19 protein-coding genes, 1 tRNA gene and 1 pseudogene are annotated in these 20,352 nt (G+C 54.1%); 13 read left to right on the plus strand and 8 right to left on the minus strand.

Translation table 11 applies throughout. From position 1 onward, the window contains the following. Window positions 1-14: 14 nt before the first annotated feature. The 6 genes from F6X24_RS10525 (at window position 15) to F6X24_RS10550 (ending at window position 8,387) form a co-directional block, all read left to right on the plus strand. Complete coding sequence (locus F6X24_RS10525; protein ID WP_151087957.1) at window positions 15-410, plus strand: hypothetical protein; 396 nt, start codon at window positions 15-17, stop codon at window positions 408-410. A gap of 28 nt (window positions 411-438) precedes the next feature. Beyond that, on the plus strand, window positions 439-891 hold the full coding sequence (locus F6X24_RS10530; RefSeq protein ID WP_191906287.1) for an OmpH family outer membrane protein: 453 nt from the start codon (window positions 439-441) through the stop codon (window positions 889-891). Between the two features lie 97 nt (window positions 892-988). Continuing rightward, complete coding sequence (locus F6X24_RS10535) at window positions 989-1,531, plus strand: hypothetical protein (protein ID WP_151087959.1); 543 nt, start codon at window positions 989-991, stop codon at window positions 1,529-1,531. 40 nt (window positions 1,532-1,571) lie between these two features. Further along, window positions 1,572-2,516, plus strand: coding sequence for a hypothetical protein (locus F6X24_RS10540; protein WP_151087960.1), 945 nt, complete (start codon window positions 1,572-1,574; stop codon window positions 2,514-2,516). A gap of 230 nt (window positions 2,517-2,746) precedes the next feature. Beyond that, on the plus strand, window positions 2,747-7,048 hold the full coding sequence (locus F6X24_RS10545; RefSeq protein WP_151087961.1) for a hypothetical protein: 4,302 nt from the start codon (window positions 2,747-2,749) through the stop codon (window positions 7,046-7,048). Window positions 7,049-7,175: 127 nt separating this feature from the next. Further along, window positions 7,176-8,387 (plus strand): FG-GAP repeat domain-containing protein, encoded by a 1,212-nt coding sequence (locus F6X24_RS10550; RefSeq protein ID WP_151087962.1) that lies wholly within the window; start codon window positions 7,176-7,178, stop codon window positions 8,385-8,387. 109 nt (window positions 8,388-8,496) lie between these two features. On the opposite strand, the gene F6X24_RS19470 is transcribed toward F6X24_RS10550, so the two are convergent. Further along, window positions 8,497-8,763: an IS3 family transposase gene (locus tag F6X24_RS19470; protein ID WP_151087963.1), complete on the minus strand. Its 267-nt coding sequence runs from the start codon at window positions 8,761-8,763 to the stop codon at window positions 8,497-8,499. 229 nt (window positions 8,764-8,992) lie between these two features. On the opposite strand from F6X24_RS19470, the gene F6X24_RS10560 reads away from it, so the two are divergent. The 4 genes from F6X24_RS10560 (at window position 8,993) to F6X24_RS10575 (ending at window position 11,702) form a co-directional block, all read left to right on the plus strand. After that, window positions 8,993-10,033 (plus strand): IS630 family transposase, encoded by a 1,041-nt coding sequence (locus F6X24_RS10560; RefSeq protein ID WP_151086484.1) that lies wholly within the window; start codon window positions 8,993-8,995, stop codon window positions 10,031-10,033. Beyond that, window positions 10,030-10,284 (plus strand): hypothetical protein, encoded by a 255-nt coding sequence (locus F6X24_RS10565; protein WP_151087964.1) that lies wholly within the window; start codon window positions 10,030-10,032, stop codon window positions 10,282-10,284. The genes F6X24_RS10560 and F6X24_RS10565 overlap by 4 nt, the downstream gene beginning before the upstream one ends. A 213-nt stretch (window positions 10,285-10,497) precedes the next feature. Beyond that, window positions 10,498-10,806, plus strand: coding sequence for a transposase (locus tag F6X24_RS10570; protein ID WP_151087965.1), 309 nt, complete (start codon window positions 10,498-10,500; stop codon window positions 10,804-10,806). Beyond that, window positions 10,803-11,702: an IS3 family transposase gene (locus F6X24_RS10575; RefSeq protein WP_151087966.1), complete on the plus strand. Its 900-nt coding sequence runs from the start codon at window positions 10,803-10,805 to the stop codon at window positions 11,700-11,702. The genes F6X24_RS10570 and F6X24_RS10575 overlap by 4 nt, the downstream gene beginning before the upstream one ends. Window positions 11,703-11,922: 220 nt before the next feature. On the opposite strand, the gene F6X24_RS10580 is transcribed toward F6X24_RS10575, so the two are convergent. The 7 genes and pseudogenes from F6X24_RS10580 to F6X24_RS10610 form a co-directional block, all read right to left on the minus strand. After that, window positions 11,923-12,093 (minus strand): IS3 family transposase, encoded by a 171-nt coding sequence (locus tag F6X24_RS10580; RefSeq protein WP_151087967.1) that lies wholly within the window; start codon window positions 12,091-12,093, stop codon window positions 11,923-11,925. Between the two features lie 134 nt (window positions 12,094-12,227). Next, window positions 12,228-12,386: pseudogene (locus F6X24_RS19475) on the minus strand (DDE-type integrase/transposase/recombinase); the annotation flags it as partial. A 415-nt stretch (window positions 12,387-12,801) separates the two neighbouring features. After that, window positions 12,802-13,617 (minus strand): potassium channel family protein, encoded by an 816-nt coding sequence (locus F6X24_RS10590; protein WP_151087968.1) that lies wholly within the window; start codon window positions 13,615-13,617, stop codon window positions 12,802-12,804. Between the two features lie 12 nt (window positions 13,618-13,629). Beyond that, window positions 13,630-14,805 (minus strand): RES domain-containing protein, encoded by a 1,176-nt coding sequence (locus F6X24_RS10595; RefSeq protein ID WP_151087969.1) that lies wholly within the window; start codon window positions 14,803-14,805, stop codon window positions 13,630-13,632. Between the two features lie 126 nt (window positions 14,806-14,931). Beyond that, entirely contained in the window at window positions 14,932-16,002 is a 1,071-nt protein-coding gene (locus F6X24_RS10600; protein ID WP_151087970.1) for a hypothetical protein, read from the minus strand. A 183-nt stretch (window positions 16,003-16,185) separates the two neighbouring features. After that, a complete protein-coding gene (locus F6X24_RS10605) occupies window positions 16,186-16,374 on the minus strand; it encodes a hypothetical protein (protein ID WP_151087971.1) in 189 nt (62 codons plus the stop codon). Window positions 16,375-17,037: 663 nt separating this feature from the next. Next, window positions 17,038-17,112, minus strand: a tRNA-Glu gene (locus F6X24_RS10610). Window positions 17,113-17,366: 254 nt separating this feature from the next. Between F6X24_RS10610 and gap the strand changes: the two genes are divergently transcribed. From gap to F6X24_RS10625, 3 genes are all read left to right on the plus strand, one after another. Further along, entirely contained in the window at window positions 17,367-18,374 is a 1,008-nt protein-coding gene (gene gap, locus F6X24_RS10615) for a type I glyceraldehyde-3-phosphate dehydrogenase (RefSeq protein WP_151087972.1), read from the plus strand. Between the two features lie 128 nt (window positions 18,375-18,502). Beyond that, window positions 18,503-19,378 carry a diacylglycerol/lipid kinase family protein gene (locus F6X24_RS10620; RefSeq protein WP_151087973.1) on the plus strand — a complete coding sequence of 292 codons (876 nt, stop codon included), beginning with the start codon at window positions 18,503-18,505 and terminating at the stop codon, window positions 19,376-19,378. Window positions 19,379-19,473: 95 nt separating this feature from the next. Continuing rightward, window positions 19,474-20,262: a DUF3050 domain-containing protein gene (locus tag F6X24_RS10625; RefSeq protein ID WP_151087974.1), complete on the plus strand. Its 789-nt coding sequence runs from the start codon at window positions 19,474-19,476 to the stop codon at window positions 20,260-20,262. The last annotated feature ends 90 nt before the right edge of the window (window positions 20,263-20,352 follow it).

Here is a 20,352-nt window from a genome sequence, read left to right on the forward strand (position 1 = left end):
AAAATAATTTTAGCATGAAGCTTATTGGATTTATCAAACAACATGATGCCATTCTAGACGCTGTAGATTTTTTAGATTTTAAGAAAGCGTCTGAGCATAATCCTAAATTTATAGCTAGCTCTAAGCTACATTTATCTAGAATTTATTTTAGAAATTGCCCCATCGTTTTTGGCTGGATGAATTATTTTAAAGATTTAGATACTGGAGAGATAATTGAGCCACAATCTTACTATAGTGATGGAGAATGGATATGGCCTTCATATTTTATGTATTATTTGAATAAATTTAACAGCTGGGGTTTGTACCAAGATTTTTTCAATAGTATTGAAAATAAAAAATATCATGTTAACGTATCAAACGAAGCAGAAATTGAAGCAGAAATCGTACTACTCAATCTTTTTAAAAAGTAGTTATTATATAGTATTAGCTTTGGTTTATGTGACAACTTCTTGTCAGCATAAAACTGAGATTTGTTACATAAAATCTAACAATCTCATTCAAGGTTATAAAGGCGCTATTACTCAGCACGAGTTATTTAAAGCAAAAGCACAAGGCTGGCAGCAGCGTGTCGATTCGCTCAGCACTGAGCTGCAAGCCCTGAGCAAAGCGCCCGCGGCTACCCGCACCACCAAGGAGCAACAACTCCTGCGCTACCGCGATGCCATCCAGCAGCAGGCCCAGCAAGAAAACCAGCGGCTGACTAAAGCCGTGCTCGACGAGATAAATGCCTACCTCAAGCAGTACGGCAAGGACCACCACTACACTTTCATCCTCGGGGCCACCGAGAGCGGCAACATCGTGTATGCCGCTGAGGGCACCGATATCACGGAGGACGTCCTAAAGGGTCTCAATGCCCAGTACGACCGTCAGCACGTCCGTGCGGCCCGCTAATATGCTCCCTGTCTTACTTCGTCACGCACGTTCAAGCCAGCTCTTCCCTCGTCTGCTGAGCGGGCTCAGTTTGCTACTAAGCAGCTGCACGGCTCCCTTGCCACCCGCAGCCTATCAAGCCTACCTGGCCGATGCTACGCATGGGCTTACGCATAGCACTGAATCAAACGGGGCAACTGTTACCTGCACTTATCGCCCTACCTCCCTACTGGTATTACAAGACTTAACGGGTATTGCTGCTGCTAGCCCTGCCACTCGCGACTCACTGGCCCGCGCCTATGCGGGCAAAACCTATTGCACCTTAACGCTGGCCCGAAATGGCAGTGAGATTGAGAACCAGTTCGTCAATGACCCGGCCGCCTATCAGCAGGTACTCAGCTATCTCAACACGGGCATTGCTGCTGATGCTTTTCTAGCCACTACCCCTACCGATTCGGTGCCTGCTGCGGCTAGCATGTACGTGCGTCAGTACGGTGCCACTGGCCATAGTACGCTGCTACTTGTCTTTGATACGCATCAGCTAAAACCCGAGCAAGGCTTTCACCTTACCCTACGCGGCCAACGCCTCGGGCTAGATATGCTTCGCTTCACCTTTACAGGCCGGGACTTAGCTGCATTGCCGGTGCTTAAGTTCGACTGACTTCTCCGTTCCTATTGTCTTATCCTTACGGTTTTCCCATATGATATTTCGCAATCGCCGCCTGGCGCAGGTTATAGCCTGTTACTTACTGCTACAAGTAAGTAGTAGTCTGTTCTTTCCTGCCATAAGCCTTGCGATGTCAGGTCCGAGTCAGCCCGAGTTTATTAGCTATGAAGCACCTGGGGCAACTGACTTAGTCAACCTGTCAACTGGTGACTTTGCTTATAGTATTCCCGTGTTAGATGTTCCGGGTCCTGAGCGCTCTTTTTCGCTTCCTCTTAGTTATAAGGCAGGTATTCAGCTGGAGCAAGAAGCTTCCTGGGTAGGCTTGGGTTGGTCGCTTAATGCTGGTGCAATTGCACGAACAGTGAATGGCTATGCCGACGACGCGAACGGAGACATATCGGTTTCCAATATGCATAAACGGGTTTCGGATGTGAGTACAATAAATTATATCCCCCTAGTATTCTCTGTAACTGAGGAGATGTATAGTGGAAAATTCTCCGGTACTGTCGACCTGATAGGATTAGCAAGCGTCAATTGGAATAATGATGGAATTGCGGGAGGCGACGTAGTAGGGCTGGGCTACCAAAAAGGGCAAGGAGCGACCATAGATCCAGTACGATTAATGATGGCGGCCGTTACTATCGCAACATTAGGTGGGGCTAGTATTGCGGAGAAAGCGACTAGTCTTGGTGTTAAAGCATTTGATCAAACCGCGACAAATATAGGCATAGGTGTAGCGGTAGGGGCTTTTGGGCTTGGGCGAATGGGCGGCACTGCCTCTTTTGGCAATAGCATTACTAGTTATACAATTGGTGATTATATAGAATCCGACACTTACACTATACAGGCAAATAATACAATAGAGCACGCTTATGGATCCTTATATTTCGGTCAATTAAGTCAACAGACAAGTATTACAGGGACTGGTCCTACTATTACCCCAACTGGAGGAAGCGGGGGAAATCTCCTGAATTCCTAGCTACTCGGGATTGCGCCGGGACGACCCTAGACCCAGGTACGCACCTAGAGGAGACGGCGGCAGATATCTACCAGCCCAATGGCGCGGGCAACCCCATAAGTATAGCCCATGACTACTTTAGTGTGATGGGAGAGGGCGTTTCTGGTTCGATACGACCTTACCGACTAGATGTTGGCAGTGTAGCCTATCCATGGATAAAAACAGCAGACTGTGATAAACATCTCAAGTACATGACCGTGCCTTTCCAGGATTATAAGGTCGGTTTTAGATACGAAGGAGATCTTTCGAATACTTACGATTATCATCAGAATGGACAAGATATTGGCTTTCAGGTAAGTGCCGACAAACAGTCCGTCACCATTACGGACGAGCGCCTATTTGCGGCGCATGCGCGCATCGAAGCGACCCGCAAAGGGCTAGTTAATCCTTCCGCTGGCACGCCGCAACTTGTACAAGGAAAGCATGTCGTGTGGTATAGCAACGCTGAAATTGAGCAATTGAGTGCTAACCCTGGCACCAGTGACTTTCTCGATTATAATCAGCCAACGGCCGGAATTGGTACGGCCAATACGTTCCGCCATCAATTGCCCCCTAGTGGAATTGGGGCCTTTGCCGTAACGGGAGAGGACGGGACGACCTATCATTACTCGCTGCCAGTATATCAATTTAAAACATGTACTAAGTCCAGCGAAAACCAGCTATCTACCACTGTTGGCCATCTCGGCAGCTATATTAAGAATGAAGGCGCCCCGAGTCCGAATAACCAACACGGGGGTTATGCAACGACATGGTTGCTCACCGCCATTACCTCCTCAGACTATATTGACCGTAACAACTCAGGTACGGTTGATGCTAGCGACTGGGGGGGATGGGTGAGATTTGACTATGGGAAATTTTCCTCTCGCTATAAATGGCGTCAACCTTACGTGGGCACCAGCTACCCCGATACCTCTGACCCAATTGTGTACGAAGGTTACACTCAGGGCTATCGTGAAAGCTATTACTTAGATAAAATCAGTACCCGCACTAACTCTGCTTTATTCGTAAAGAGCGTTCGGCAGGATGGTCGAGGTCATTTTGATCGTTACTCTGGAGTATTTGGCCCAGATGGCTCTTTTCACGCAAATGATTTAGGTATTGATGATCATTTTCCAGCCTCTTCGTTGCGGCTCGATGAAATTATCCTGTTGGATAATAGTACGCTTGAAAAGGCCCAAAAAGTGGATGGGATTCGGCTGCAAAATGACCCTGTTTCCACGCCCGCCTTAAGCAATAATACCGCGGGCAATTCCACAAATACTAATTGCAGTACTTGCGGCGATGACTTCGGACAGGTATTAGATGGCTTTGACTTGACGACTGACCCGCGTATCCAGCAATTTATAGAGGCTAATGCTATTAAGCGCATACGCTTCAACTACAGTTACGAACTATGCCGGGGAGTACCGAACTCATTTACGTATCAAGATAACCAGCTAGCTAGTCTCCCGTCCATGGATGTGGCTCACTCTACTGTTAACAGGGGCGGAAAATTAACGCTGAAAAGCTTGTCGTTCTTTGGTCCAACAGTTAACCAAACGCCAACCAAAATTATTCCTGATTTCACTTTTAGCTACGAGGCTCTCGGTCAAACAGCTGCCAACACGAATCCCGCTTATTCACAAGAAAACTGGGATGCTTACGGGATGTATAATCCCAATGGCATGCATAATACCACGAGCCATAAGCCGGATCCTGCTATCTATGCCGCACCTTGGACGCTTACTAAAGTTACCTCTCCTTTAGGAGGCGCTACCACCATCTCGTACGAACGTGATCAATATGCTCATGTGTCAGAATATGGCAATTCTGTAATCGGATTCACCAGTGATGGGGTCTCGACCTTAACATTAGCGCCAGAACAGGCCACTATTTTAAATGACGACCTTGGTAACGTGCTGAAGGCTGGAGATAAGGTAAGAGTAGTAGCAAATCTCGTTAGTACCTGTCCAAGAACTGGCTTCTCATCAGTGGGCGTGCAAATAGATGGTGTCCTTCAAATAGCTTCTGTTAATAGTAACAGCATTACGCTTACTTCCAGCTTCAATCTGCCCTGCGGTGCACAAAGTGTCATTACCAATGATAATTACTCCCCTTACGTGCAAGTATATACGCCAAAAAATGTAATCGGAGGTGATATACGAGTAGCCAGCATAACTACTACCGAAGGAGACAGGGAATACAAAGTTGTTTACAAATATGAGGACTCAAGGGGCACAAGCTACAACAGTACAGGTGTGCTTACCAAAGAACCCTCATTTCTCGGGAAGTTAAGTCGGCCTACAGATTATCAATTTGACTATCCTACTACTCCAGTTCTATATAATAAAGTGACCGTTTTACGTGGGCCTTTCCATGAAAATAATGAAAATTTATACGATAGTAAGGAAGTATACGAGTTTTTTACACCCACCTCGGATATGGTAACCGAGGGCCTTAGTGGTACTAGTACAAAAGGCTTCTGGGATCCAATTAATAATAACTACACAGGTATTGCTGACTTATATAATAATCAAGTTAGGATCAATACGGGCTTGATTGGCCGGCCTAAGTCGGTGCGAACATATAATAGGCAGGGTAGCTTAGAGCTGAGTAGTGACTTTATGTATGCAAATCAAGTAGCTAATGCGGATAATGTGGCTAGGCAAGGAAATTTTTCAGAAGGTGTTCTTACTAATGAAGAATTAGGCATTCCGACTAACCAAGGCAGTACTTCCAGAGGTGCTAGGGGTGCTGGATCCGTCATGCCACCAGTGACTACTATAATTAATCACTACCAAGTAAACCGAACTACTAAAGAGTATGTGCCGGCAATTATGACAGGGTCACGCAGCACACGTAACGGCTTAAGTATTCTGACTAATAATGTGCTCTATGACTTTTATACCGGTCAGACATTAGAAACTGCTTTTACGAATTCATTGGGTAAAATACTACACACACGTACCCTACCTGCTTACACGTTACCGGGCAATGAGGCGATGGGGGCGAAGGGGGATAATCCGACAAATAGGCATATGCTGGCCCAACAGGGAGCAGTCTATACCTTAGAGGAGGTACCGGGCGGCCCAGCCTATGACCCACTCAACCCCCTCAATCCGGCTACTTCGCATGTGCTCTCGGCCAGTGTGCAAACCTGGCAGAGCAACTGGACCAATTACCGCGAAGCGGATGCTACCGGCATGTACCAGGATATAGCTGGTCAAACGCCGGTCTGGCGGCAGGCCGCTACCTATACCTGGCAATCTCCGGTACTGGATACCGACGGTTCTCTCAAGGATTTTACGCCCTTTAACTGGAATGGAACGCCGGACAGCCGCTGGCTCAAAACGGGGGAGACCGTCCGCTATGATCATTACTCCCACGCGGTGGAAGCGCGAGATGTGAACGGCAGCTACGCCGTTCAGAAGACGGGCTATAATCAAACGCAAGTAGTAGTGTCAGCCAGTAACGCCCGGTACACCGAAGTCGCGTACGCGGGAGCAGAAGACCAGCTTACGGTAGCGGGGGCCACGCATTTTGGCGGGGAAGTGGTGGCGGCGGACGGAATAGCCGTGGCCGCGCCTACTGCCCCCACGCACACGGGATTTTATAGCCTGCAAGTCGCCGGTGGCAAGAAAGGCTTTGTCTACCAGGCCCAGGCGGGGCGGGATGTGACGCTGGGCAAAACCTACCGTGTCAGCGCCTGGGCTAATGCCAATGCAACGGCGGGCAAGATCTATGCTTCCCTTAACGGTCGCCGGTTGGCCGAAAGCTCGCGGAGTAGTAGCACGACGAAGAAGGCGGGTGCGTGGTACTTGCTCTCCCTGCTGGTAACGGTGCCCGCTTCGGCCTCCGGCCAAACCATTGAATTTGGCTGTGCCAACGATGGCGTAGCCGCGGCTAATTTTGATGACTTCCGGGTGGCTCCGCTCACGTCCACCGTCACGAGCCGGGTCTATGACCCGCGCTCCAATCAACTGCTTTTCAGCCTGGATAACGACAATCTATTCACCCAGTATGAGTATACGCCCACCGGGCGCTTACGGCAGGTCTCTCAAGAAGCACTGGATGGGACGGGTATTGCGGCCTCTACCAAGAAAGTAGTGAAGCAGTATGACTATAACTACGGGCAACTTACCGCCCCTAATTGGCTCACGACTGACTACCGGTGTAAAGTAGATGGCGATGGAAACTATACTGGCGTTGAGGAGCGGCAGATAAGCGATATAAATTCCTTGAGTAGTTCGTTTGGCACCCTAAAATGGGAGGACAACGGGGCATCATCCACCTGTGCTCGCCCTGCTTGTCCGTTTACCGACAGCAGCATTCCGAATCGCCTGCGCAATAATCAGTGGGAGCAGGCGCAACCGAATGGCGCCCCAACGAAGCAGACGTATGGGCAATGTTGTCAGTGGACCTACCATTGGATTTACAGCAATGGGGATGATGCGGGGGATACCTATAGTGAGTGCACAACTGATAACTGTAACCAGATAGCTCCCCAAATTTAACCAGACCCGCTAGAACGCCCTCCCTTGAGGCCACCCGTCCAACGCAGGTGAGGTAACGGCCCCCTATTGAAAGCCCACAAAAAGCGAGTATCCTTGCTATCAACCTAGTATTTCATCACCGGTTAGCATGAACCTATCCCCCGCCTTCGTGCCGACCCGCCATCCGATGCTCTCTTGGGTACGGGTCGCGGTAGCCGTTAGTCTCAGTAGTCTGTGTTTTCACCTCACTGCCCGCGCGCAAAGTTTTGCGGGGGCAGTCAGCTACGCGGCAGGCGGCAGTCCCCAGGGTATTGCGGCCGCCGATGTGAATGCGGATGGCCTGGCCGATTTGCTGGTGGCTAATTCGAGCGCGAATACCCTGAGTGTGCTGCTTAACCAAGTCGCGCAGCCCGGTACGTTTGCCACTGCCCCGGCGAGCTTTTCTACTAAAGGGCTGTATCCGGTCGCCTTAGCAGTGGGGGACGTCAATGGCGATACCTACCCCGACGTCGTCCTGGTCAACGAAACCAGCAGTACGGTCAGTGTGCTGCTGAACACGAACAGCCCGGCTTTATTTGCGCCGGCTAGCGTGTATGGGAGTGGCTCGCTGCTGCCGCGGGGGATAGCACTGGGGGATGTCAATAAGGATGGGCTCCTGGATATTGTCCTGGCCGCGACGGTGGGCAATAAGATCGGAGTTTTGCTCAATTCCCCTACGGCCCCGGGTACTTTTCAGGCCGCCCAGCTGTATCCGAGCGGCGGAACCCGGCCCGAGGGCCTGGCAGTAAGTGATGTGGATGGGGACGGGCAACTTGACATTATTGTTGCGAACCAAACCAGTAATTCGGTCGGCGTTCTGCTCAACTCCACGCAAAGCCCTGGGACCTTCGCTACGCCCGTATCCTACGCTACTGGCGGAACCTCGCCCCGCGCGCTCCTCTGCAGGGACGTCAACCTGGATGGCCTAAGTGACATTCTGGTGACCAATATGGCCAGTGGGACGGTGAGTGTCTTACTCAATTACCAAACGGCAGCCGGCACTTTTTTGCCGGCTACTGCCTACGCTACCGCGGCATCTGGTCCGGTAGGGCTCGGCGCAGGCGATATCACGGGCGACGGCCTACCCGATGTGATAGTTGCAGATTACGAGGCAAAAACCGGCACTACCATTTCCATATTGAGTAATTCTACGGCTAAGGCTGCCGTGTTTAGTTCTGCTGCTCGACTCTACCGGAGCGGGGGGACTGGCCCCCACGACGTAACGGTGGGCGATTTCAATGGAGACGGTCGGCTGGATATCGCCACGAGCAACTTTGGCAGTAATGTGATAGGCGTCTTGTTGAATACGGGTAAATTCTAGCGTAGCTAGTCCACTCCAAGAGGAGCGGCCGGGTTGCGCCACTATACTAGGGGTTTTATCAAAGTTATCGACTAGCGTTAAGACCCGGATTATACGCCCGTCGAATAGCTTATCCGCTACAAAATCTATGCGCCACCTCTGAGGCGGCGGCGTCACCGCCATGCGCGCTAGGTGGTGACGCCGCCGCCCGATTACGCCGTGGCCGTTCACTGCGTAAGTTCAAGCCTTCCGAACAGGAAAGGCGATGTACCCGCTTGTGGTTATCAGGCCATCCCTCCCGGCGCAACAGCATGTGAAGCCGGCGCCAGCCGTAGCGGACTTGGCACCTGAGCCAACTCGCGTAAACGATGACGTAGCACGGTATCGTCCCGGCCATGGGCTTTATAGGACCAACTCGAACGCTGTAAGCCGATGACCCGGCAAGCTCGTCGGGCCAAGATGTGATAGGCGTGGAGGAGGTGTTGGGCCGCGTGCCTAGCGGTCCGGGCCTTAAAACTTTTTTTGAGCACGTCCTGCCACATCTGCTTGTCGAGGCTAAGGTCGGCCACGAGCTATTTAAACTCGTCGCGAAGTAAAAAGCGAAAGCCGTTGATTAAACTTGCGGCATGCAGGTTTCCCTCACCGACCCGGAGCGCCAACGGTTGCGTGCGTTGCAAAAGCAACGGCGCGATGACGAGGGCTACGTAAAAGTGACGGTGGTGCTGTTGCTGGACAAGGGGCGCTCGGCGGGAAGCATTGCCGACGATTTGGGGCTGGATGATGGCACGGTGTACCGCTACGCCGAGGCCTTTGCCCGGTTGGGCTTGGAGAAGTACCTGGCCCACGAGCAGCGCGGCTACTGGGGGCTGCTGACCAGCACCCAACTCGCCGGCTTGTGCCAGGAGCTGCGCCGGACCCTGTACACCGACTGCCGCCCGTTGCAGGCCTGGCTGACACAGGCCACCGGCGTGCGCTACTCGGTTTCGGGCCTGACGGACCTGCTACACCGGTTGGGCTTTGTGTACAAGCTCACCACGCCCATGCCTTGCGAAGCGGACGCCGACGCGCAGGCCGCTTTTCTGGCCAACCGGTTGCAGCCCCTGCTGGAACGGGCTGCGGCCGGCGACGCCGTGGTGTATTTTGCCGACGCGGCCCACCCCACCCACAACACCCGCTGCACCCGGGCCTGGACCGAAAAAGGCGCACAGCGGCCCCTGCCTACGGTCAGCGGACGCGAACGGGTGAATCTGAACGCGGCCCTCAACGCGCACTGCCCTACGCAGGTGTACGTGCACGAAACGGCCTGCGTCAACGCCCAGAGCACAAAAGCCTTATACGAACAGCTGCTGGCCGCCCATCCCAGCCAACCGATTTACGTGGTCTGCGACAACGCCCGCTACTACAAAAACCAGGAACTGACCCAGTGGCTGGCCGATAAGCCCCTGGTGCAGGTCTTTCTGCCGCCCTATTCGCCCAACCTGAACCTGATTGAGCGCCTGTGGAAGTTCCTGCGCCAGAAAATCATCAACGCCACCTTTTACCGCACCAAGGGCCACTTCCGACAAGCCGTGCTCGGCTTCTTCTCCCGACTCAACGAGTTCGGCCAAGAACTCGCGTCCTTACTTACCCTCAACTTTCACCTCCTGGATTCGCAACCCACTTCGTGACGGGTATAACTCCCGTAGCCGTAACCAAGGAAAAACGAAAAAAAGCTGGTTCGCTTAACCATAATAGCAAATGGGACAAGGCCCACTGGAAAATGCATTTGCAAGGCGATGATTCAGAAGACAGTCTGTTTACATTGCCACAGCAACGACTGATTAGCAGTCTGCTGACTGCTGATGAATGGATTGAAGAAGAAAGTAATGATTTAGCCGAGCTCCTGCTGGCCAATAATGTGCTTGTCGATGAAGCGTAGCTAATATGTTAGCACTCCTAACCTAGTGATTCAAGCGCGATTGTATGCCCTGGAAAGGACGTGCTGGCCGGTGAAAACGAGCGGCTAGTGGATGCCCTTGATTACAACGTGGCCGCGTGAGCGGCCACCAGAGTGAGTTAACTAACTGTGGTCGTTCGGTACTGAGGTGGTCGGGTAATTCTGGACAGAATAGGGTCTTATCTTTCGCACGTCATGAAAGACAACCCTCAACCTATTAAACGCCGGCGTTATGACGCCGCCTTTCGAGCGGAGGCTCTGCGGCTAGCCGGTGAAAGCCGCTCGACCCAAGCCGCCGCGCGGGCCTTAAATATTAATGTCAAGCTACTCTACAAGTGGCAAAAGGAAGCTCTTACGCCGGTGGCCGCCGCACGGGGTGCGGAGTTGGACCCCGCCACAGCCGCTGAACTGCGCCAACTGCGGGCCACGAATCGACGCCAGGCCCAGGAGCTCGAGATTTTAAAAAAAGCCATTGCCATCTTCTCGGTGACCGACAACCAATGAGCCGCTATCGTTTTATCGAAGCGCAGCGGAATCAGTACCCCGTGCGCTTGCTTTGCCAGGTAGTCGCGGTGCCAGTCAGCGGCTACTATGCGTGGCAACAAGCTCAAGAACAAGTAAATGATAAACAGGCGCCTGCTTGGGAAGAGGCGCTGGTCAAGGTTTTCGGCCGGCACAAACGCCGCTACGGCACGCGTCGGCCGCAGGTCGCCTTGCGCCGCAAGGGCTACCGCGTTGGTCGCCAGCGCCTACGGGCAGCCATGCACCGTCGAGGCCTACACGCGCTGCAACCTAAATCATTTACCCCACGCACGACTGACTCGACGCACGGGCTACGTTGCGACCCCAACCGGCTGCTCAACCAGCCCAAACCTACTCAAGCTAATCAGGTATGGGTCAGTGATATCACTTATCTGCCGCTGGCCAATGGAGACTGGGCTTATCTGTGCGCCTTTCAGGACATGGTCAGCAAGCAGGTGCTGGGCTGGCACGTCATGGCAACCATGCCCGAGGAGCTGCTTACCACGGCCTTGCAGCGCGCTTTTTGGGCCCAGCCGCCCACACCCGGCCTACTCGTGCACTCCGACCGCGGCGGGCAGTACTGCGGCAAGGTGTATCGCAAACTACTGCACGACCACGAGGCCCTGCGCTCGCAGAGCCGCCGCGGCGACTGCTACGGTAATGCCCAAGCTGAAAGCCTCTGGTCGCGCCTAAAAACGGAGGTGCTCGAACTGCGCGAACGGCCCGTTTTTGCCGACCTAGCCGACGCGCAGACCAGCGTCGCCGACTATTTTGATTATTATAATCACGAGCGCCTGCACTCCAGTATCGACTACCAGACTCCGTATCATACTCACCAACAGATTCTTCAACTTAACGCCCTAAACTGTCCAGCGTAACTAGACCATCCCATGCAGGTACTCTGGGTGTAGTACTCCCCAAAAGTTGGACAGTTCAGGCGGGCTATCTTAGTCAAGTCCATGAGTCCCAAACGCACCCGCCGTCGCTACACGGCCGAGTTTAAAGCTGAGGTGGCATTGGCCGCCCTCACCGAGCGCCAGCCCCTGGCCGAGTTGGCGGCCCACTACCTGGGGTGGTCTAGCTGGAACGGACAGAGAGCTAAGGTAGGTGTTGGAGGAGGTCGGCTTCAAACTGGTGAGGCGAGCGGTAGCCGAGTGCCGAGTGGCGGCGGTCGAGGTTGAAGTACGTATCGAGATAGTAGGCCACTTCCAGCCGGGCCTCTTCCACGCTGGCGAACGCGCCGCTGTGGGGCAGCAGCTCGGTTTTGATGGTGCTCCAGCCGGCTTCGGCCTGTGCGTTATCCTAAGGGTTGCCCGGCCGGGCGTAGCTGGCCAGTGCGCCCGCCTGCTGCGCTGGCGGCAGGCCAAGCTGGTGTACTGGCTGCCCCGGTCCGCGTGGATGAGCAGCCCTGGCGCGGGCTGACGCAGCGTCAGGGCTTGTTCCAAGGCAATGAGCACCAATTCGGTGGGCATCTGTGCAGCCAGGTGCCAGCCTACCACCCGGCGCGAACAGGTATCGCGCCACGTGGCCAGGTAGCACCAGCGGCCGCCTACCAGCGGCAGGTAAGTAAGTAATGTCGCCCACCCATACCTGGTTGGGGTGCGTGGGCGCGGGCTGGCCCAGCAGTCGGTTCTCGGCCACCACTGTGGCCGACCCGTCCGCCGTGGTGCGCGGACGCTGGGGGCGGGTGCTCAGGGCACGTTGCCCGCTGGCGCGGAGCCAGCTCCGCAGCGCGCAACGGCCCACTAGGTGGCCCTCGGCGTGCAGCTCGGCCCGCAGGCGGGTGCCGTAGCGGCCCGCATGGCGCGTTGCAATGGTAGCGAACGAGAGTCTTAACTAGATTGGCCAACTGGATGGTGGGCATCGTGCGCAGGCGCTGCCGCATGCATAGCGAACACCTGCCTGCCTGGCCCTGCGTGTTGATGACCGCGCTGAGGTTTGGGTCTTTCGCGCAGTCGCTGCAAAGAAGGTGCTTGCTCACTTGTTATCCGTTATGGTCACTTTGATTTCGTACCTCTTCTTCCTACGTTGGGGCATCCAGTGCTTAGTTCTTTTTTTCGGATTAGTAATATGATAGTTGGTTTGCAGCTTAGAGGAAAAGAAGTTGATGAATAGTGCGACAAATACTAGGAACAATACTATCTGCGAAACCACTAAAAACTGCCCAAACCCGGTGCACGGATAGATGTCTCCATAGCCCACCGTTGCCGACGTGACGAAGCTAAAATAGATTGCCTTTATTGTCGAATCCAAAGGTTCTTTTAAGAAGTCGGGGTTCGCGTGACTGGAGTAGGAGTAGATTACGGCATAATCTAGCGACACCTGCACGTAGTTTATCAGCAGCGTTGACAAGGAACGCCGGGAGGAGATTGGCTCGGAAAACTCGTCAGACAGGAAGATGAGTGAAGCCAAATAAATGACCGTTTCTAGCGTCATATAAGCAGAAATTACTGCAACGCATCCGTAGCGAGTTAGGCCAAGTAGTAAAAAGGCAAGGGGCAGAAGCAGTTTGAGGACGACGTACACCTCCACCCAAAGTTTTCGCGCCAGTAGCCCACACAGCCCGCTAAAGTGCCTGACGTACAAGCCAATCGTAGCGTACTGTAGCCAAATGAGTTTGAGGCGAATGAGTCGCTCGATGCCCGCATCATCGTGGCGCGTGTTGCGCCACACGCGCAACACGTTGAGCCATTGGTTTTCCCAGGCCGTTCTTTTCAGTTTTCGGGTAGGCCGGGCGTGCTCCTGGCCTTTGAATAGAGTTGACCAGAAGCCCTTTGTGTTGTCGTACCTCATCAATCAGCTTCGTTACGGTGTGAGCAATTTTGGATTTCTCTTCCTTAACGTGCGTTCAATGAAGCCAAATCCCGTCATCAAGTAATCTCTAGGGTCATCCACCACCAGGGCAAGTGTTTGCGGATTGCTGTCCATTTCGTTGCATTCGTCCAGCGTGAATGGTCGCACATTACCGTAAGAAGCCATCGACTCTACGTCAATCGAGGTTGGTTCCGTAAGAGCGAAAGCCGCAGCCAAGTCGCTACAGTGTCCACTACCCTGGATATCCTTAACTGGGAAGACGTAATTGTAAAGAAGTACGCCTCTTGCGATGCCGTAATCCGCTTTGGTAGACGGGTACATGATACCCGACATCGTCTCCTTCTCGCTCGTCACGTACTGCAAGAGCAACTGCGGAATGACGTATTCCGGTTTGAACGTGTCCGTAGTTGACTTGGTCTTGATGCAACAAGTGATGGATAGTGGGAACAGCGCGAGGTACCTAAGCAAATAGGTGTAACGGTTGTGGAGGTTGGGTACCACGGCACGCAGTTGAGGCAGGTAGTCAGTCAACCGCTGGAGCTTGACGACCTTCAGGTCTCTGACGTTCTCGAACCTACTGAAGTTCAAAGAGTGTAGGCGTGGCTTGTTAAGCTCTTCCCAGCAGACGTAGGTAGAATCGCCAAGGTAGAGGGCAGGTAGGCCGGGAATGCTGTAGCGGTTAGTGCCTACCAAACCACGGCTTTCAAAAGGATGATGAAATAAGTCGCGCTTCGTGAACCTCTTGGTTCCTTCGGGCCTGGCGCGGTAGAAGGAGTGGTGCGCCCTTATCGTCTCGATTGATGTCAGGTTGTTGAAATCAACGAAGTTCAGTGCCGCTCTGAACGCTTCGTCAGCTTGGAGCAGTCTTCCCCGGTAGTAACACTCGACGGCTTCGATGATTCCTTCGGTAAGACGCTGAATTTTATCCGTGAGCGGGCTTTGCTCGTCACCCTCGTATAAGGCCACATCATCGGTGTGGGGCTTGACGTACGTTAGGTGGTAGTTAAGGTAATTGTCGAGCTCAGCTTTAAGGTGTGCTCGAAAATCCCCACTAGCATCGGATTGTGCTGGACGCGGAAGCTCGAACTGCGCCGGGTGTAACTGGTTGGCGACGCGCTCGAAGTCACCATCATCAGGTGCTTTACGCTGGCGAGCGGGTAGTGGCATGCTGGTAAATGTAACGGTATCTTAAAGTATATTTGGGTTAAATGGACAAATGTGTTGGCCCTACCCGGTCTCGCACTAGCGTGGAAACACCTGATTTTAACGCCACCGTATTTCTACGGAGTATTGTCATTCTCGCTCCTCGAATGCTTTTTCTGCTGCTTTTAGCGGGCCGAGCCAATCCCACAACTCCTGAAGCGTAGTGAAGTCGCGCGGTATTGGGTTGCCATCTTGGAACGCCTCGTCTATGGTCCTTGGCATAGTCATATGCACGTAACTTTCATACGTGCGACGCGGATGCCGCGCTAAGCTAGAATCAAAGTAGTTGGTATGGTAGTCGTAGTGGTGGGAGTGAATGAACCCATCCCACGACGCTTTTACTTCCTGTTCGGGGCGAACATCAATTAACTCAAACTGCTCCATGTTCCGGAGTTCTGCCCCTCCCCAGGCACTTTTCAACAGGTCTATTGCTTCGACATCGGTTTTCGGTGCGCTGTAGCCAAAAATAGTCACCCGCGCTGCCCTTTCTAGGCGCTCCTGTAATATGTGCCACTGCGAGGCGATGAACTCGTCGGAATTATAGTCTTTGTGGGTTACAGGGTATAAAAGTTGCGTCGGCTCGAAGAAACCACTTCCATCCGCACGCATGGAATAACCTACTGGTCCGGCTCTTTGGTCCTCTCGGCTGTATCCAAGGCGCACGTTGCCATGCAGGAATAGTACGTTGGGTGGCGACTCGTGCCATTGGGTACATTCTGAAGAGCGTTTACCCCCGGTAAAGAACTCAGTGTTTCGGTTCCAAGCCTCGTAGAGGAACGGGTCCCAATTAAACGTGGCGATAACATCCTCCGTTCGCAGTGAGCAAACCAGGTAATCATAAATGGTTGGCTCCGGAGGCAACGTCATTTTTGAAAAATACTGATAAATCCGATGATTGATGACCTCAAGCAGCGGGCTTTTGGGCATTTCATCGTACAGGGTACTGTACAGCTTTTCGAAGTTAGGGTCAACGATGTGAGGCGGTAGCTTGGCGATTATGTCCTGTAGGCCCACTACGTCTGCAATGCTGTACATTGAAGGTAGACGCTTCCCACCCGGCTCCGGATTCCGAATAGTTGCGGCAATGCTAGCCCCAGCCCCAAGCAGCACAACATGAGGCTTGTTGTTGTAAACACGGTCAATCTCGTCTTGGCGGGTCATCAGTTTGACTGGTTAAACTGGCTGCGCAACAGTATAATAATTTCGTTCTTGGCCACCACATCTGCTACGCTTGCCTCATCGTTATGTAGTACACGCTGAACTACTAGGTCAACTTATGGGCGGCAGACTTTCAGATTTTAATCTTCTGGGTATTGACCACGTTGACTTGGTTGAACGAGCCGTTCAGCAGGTATGGGGGCTACAGCGCTGGGTCTTAGATAGGAGCTTCGGTTCCGACAGGCATGGGCCGCCGTGGTGGCAAAGCTGGCGCAGTTCGGACTTGAGTATGTCTACCACTTCGGCCAGTTCCGGCATAAAGAGGCTAAGCTCTTCCAGGCGCTGGAAGGCTTTTGCTTCGAGGGTGTTTGTCATAAGGCGCAGTAGGAGCGCGGTCATGGTGCCTGGTGTGAAGGCGGAGAAACGACGATTAGATAGACGACTAGTAGAAGCGAAGGAAGGGTAGTGTAAATAATGGATAGTCTGCCGCTTGGAGCGCGTGAGCTACCGCAGAGCTAAGGTATTCAGAAATCCCAAATTTGTGGCAAGTCTACTCAGTACAACTGACTGGCGAGTTGGCGTTGCGCCGGGGCGTACGTTGTGAAGGCTACCCACCGTGATGGTGCCGCATTGGGGTAGCCCAGCGACCACCTATAGTAACGCGTCGGAGGATTGGTTACTCACCGGCGGTCTATCACCAAGCGTGCACCGAGTCGTAATAACCAAAGTTAAGCTTCATTACCCGCTGAGTGCAGTATTCGGTGCGGATAGCCAGGCTTGCACCAGCTGAGCAACAGCGGCAGGGAAGACACAGAACAGTGGCTCTTACTCGTTCACCTTGAATCTGCCACAAGTATTTCGCTCAGCATAGGGAAGGTGGCTGCGCAATATTCTCGCAATGCCTCGCTCAACTGCCCTGCGATACCCCTCTAAACCATTCACTCCGCAATTGAATCCGACCCGAGGGTCCCCTCACGGGTCCCCCGAGATACATCCGAGAAACAAAAATGGCCTTCCTGCTAGCAGGAAGGCCATAGTTGGTAGTCCGTAGGGGAATCGAACCCCTGTTGGTAGAATGAAAATCTACTGTCCTAACCCCTAGACGAACGGACCGTTGTTCGTTTTGATGGTGCAAAGATACGGGGACTTGCTTGCGAACCAAATCTGCGGTATAAAAAAAGTGATTAGGGGCGAAGAGGGCGCTGATTTTCAGTTGGAAAAAAACAGCAGGAGTATCCATTGTGTTATTCCTGGCAATTCGCTTCAGGTTCGGAAACGGGCAAAGCCGCCGACAACCGTACCTTCGTAGCGCGTTATCACTTGGGCTGCGGCAGTGGCCCGCCACTCTTCCTATTTTTTCCAATATTATGGCAAAAATCAAAGTCGCCATTAACGGCTTCGGCCGGATTGGTCGCCTCACCTTCAAGTCGCTGCTCGGGCGCGACAACGTGGAGATTGTGGCCATCAACGACCTGACTGACAACAAAACCCTGGCTCACCTGCTCAAGTACGACTCGGTGCATGGGCGCTTCGATGGCACGGTAGTCTACGACGAGCATAGCCTGACCGTGAATGGCCAGCATATTGCTGCCCTGGCTGAGCGCGACCCCAAGCTGCTTCCCTGGAAGGAAATGGGAGTTGATATTGTGCTCGAAAGCACGGGCCGCTTTGTGGATGAGGCCGGCGCAGGCCAGCACCTCACGGCCGGCGCGAAGAAAGTGGTTATTTCGGCACCTGCTACTGGCAACATTCCGACCGTGGTGCTGGGCGTAAACGAAGATACCCTGACTGGCAACGAGACTATTATCTCGAATGCCAGCTGCACCACCAACTGCCTGGCCCCGATGGCTAAGGTGCTCGACGATGCCTTTGGCATCGAAAAGGGCTATATTACCACGGTGCACGCTTATACCTCAGACCAGAACCTGCAGGACGCGCCTCATAAAGACCTGCGCCGCGCCCGGGCCGCTGCCTACAGCATTATCCCTACCAGCACCGGCGCCGCCAAGGCCGTGGGGCTGGTGCTGCCCCAGCTGAAAGGCAAGCTCGATGGTATTGCCATGCGGGTGCCTATTCCAGATGGCTCTACCACCGACCTGACGGTGATTCTGAAAAAGGAGGCCTCGAAGGAGGAAATTAACGCTGCCATCAAAAAGGCGGCTGAAGGCCCTATGAAGGGCATTATTGAATACAGCACCGACCCCCTGGTGAGCATCGATATCGTAGGCAACAAGCACTCGTGCATCTTCGACTCGGAGCTGACTTCCAACAATGGCACACTGGCGAAAGTAGTGGGCTGGTACGACAACGAAACCGGCTACTCGACCCGTACCGCCGACCTCATTCAGAAGCTGGGTGAGAAAATGGTGGGCTAACTAGTTGCTGCCTGGTTGCTACCCGGCCAGCGGTTGTTGGCCAGGTATAGTTTGAAGAGGCCTGCCTGCTAGGCAGGCCTTTTTGTTTTTTCCTGAGAAATGTTGCCGCCAAGGGGCAGCGCGCGCTTATGCCGCAGATTTGCTTTATTTTTAATCCGGTAGCGGGTACGGGTCGGCGGGCCGACTTCCCGGTGCTACTAGCCCGCTACTTTGGGGGCCGGGCGGGCAGCGAGTACCTGCTCTGGCCCACTAAAGGGCCGGGCCACGCCACGCAGCTGGCCCGCGAAGCCGCGCAGGCCGGCTGCCGAATCGTGGTGGCCGTGGGCGGCGATGGCACAGTGAACGAGGTAGGGCAGGGCTTGCTCGGCCAGACGGGCACGGCGCTGGGTATTGTGCCCCGCGGCTCGGGCAATGGCCTGGCCCGCCACCTGCGCGTGCCGCTGGGCTTGCCGGCTGCCCTGCGCCGGCTGCGCCAGGCTGTCTTTAGCCGCATAGATGTCGGTACTATAAATGGGCACCCGTTTTTCTGTACGGCGGGGCTGGGCTTTGACGCGCATGTGAGTCAACATTTTGCGCAGGCTGGTACCAGGGGGGTGAGCACGTATCTGCGCGTGACGTTTCGTGAGTATGGCCACTTCCGGCCCGTGCCCGTGCGGGTCGAAACCAATGGCCAAACGTTGGCTACCGATTGCTACGTGCTGGCCTTCGCCAACGCCTCGCAGTATGGTAATAATGCCTACATCGCGCCGCAGGCTGACCTCCGGGATGGCCTGCTCGATATGTGCCTGATTGATGCGCTGCCTCCCTGGCGGGCTGTGCAGGTAATAATTGGCATGGCCCTGGGCACGCTGCCCCGTACCGGCGGAGCGGCCTATCGCCACATCAGCCACGCCAGAGTGCGGGCCGCCGCTCCCATCGGCTACCACGCCGATGGCGACTACCTCGGCCATGCCACCGACTTTGAGCTGGTAGTGCTGCCGTTGGCGCTGGAAGTCGCCGTGTAGGCAATCCACTACCCGGCCAGGAGTAGTCGCTGGTGGTGCAGAGTGCCCGGCAACGCCAAGTGAAAAATATATTATCTTATATATATTAGGCCAAAATGCCACAGGATTTTATTCAGCAATTGCAAGCCCAGCTGCAGCCTGCCCGTCAGCGGATGGTAGCGCACCCAGTATACCGTCGTATTGAGACGCTGGCCGACCTACGCCTGTTCATGGAGCATCATGTATATGCGGTATGGGATTTTATGTCACTGCTCAAAGCGTTGCAGCGCGACCTCACCTGTACTACGCTGCCCTGGGTGCCGAAAGGTAATCCGGCTACGCGCCGCCTTATCAACGAGATTGTGCTGGAAGAGGAAACTGATGTGGACCCCGAGGGGCGGCCGGCCAGCCACTTTGAGCTGTACCTGCGGGCCATGCAGGAGTGCGGGGCCGATACTGCCCCGATAACTCGATTGCTGGCTGCTCTGGCCGAAGGAGCCAGCTTACCCGCCGCGCTGGTAGTAGCTCAGGCGCCGGCCAGTGTGCAGGCGTTTGTGAAACAGACATTTGACGTTATTACTAGCGGGCAACCCCATGCGGTGGCAGCGGCTTTTACCTTTGGCCGCGAGGATGTAATTCCGGATATGTTCCGAAGCCTGATTGCTGACCTGGGGCGGCGCTTTCCGGGCCAGCTCGACACGCTTACCTACTACCTCAACCGCCACATCGAGCTCGATGAGGACCACCACGCGCCGCTGGCTCAGCAGATGGTGCGCGACCTCTGCGGCCTCGACCCCGCCCGCTGGCAGCAGGCCACCGAGGCCGCCCGACAGGGTATGGCCGCCCGCGTGGCCTTGTGGGATGGTATTGCCGCTGCATTGGCTAAGGAGAAGGTCGCCGTTTAGGAAGTTATACCCTCCACTCCACTAAGAAAGGACGCTAGCCAGGGGCTAATGCCCTTTCTTAGTGGAGCCAGTGGCCGGGAAAGTCCGGCA

Origin of the sequence: Hymenobacter baengnokdamensis, from assembly GCF_008728635.1 — a bacterium.
Classification (GTDB): Bacteria; Bacteroidota; Bacteroidia; order Cytophagales; family Hymenobacteraceae; genus Hymenobacter; species Hymenobacter baengnokdamensis.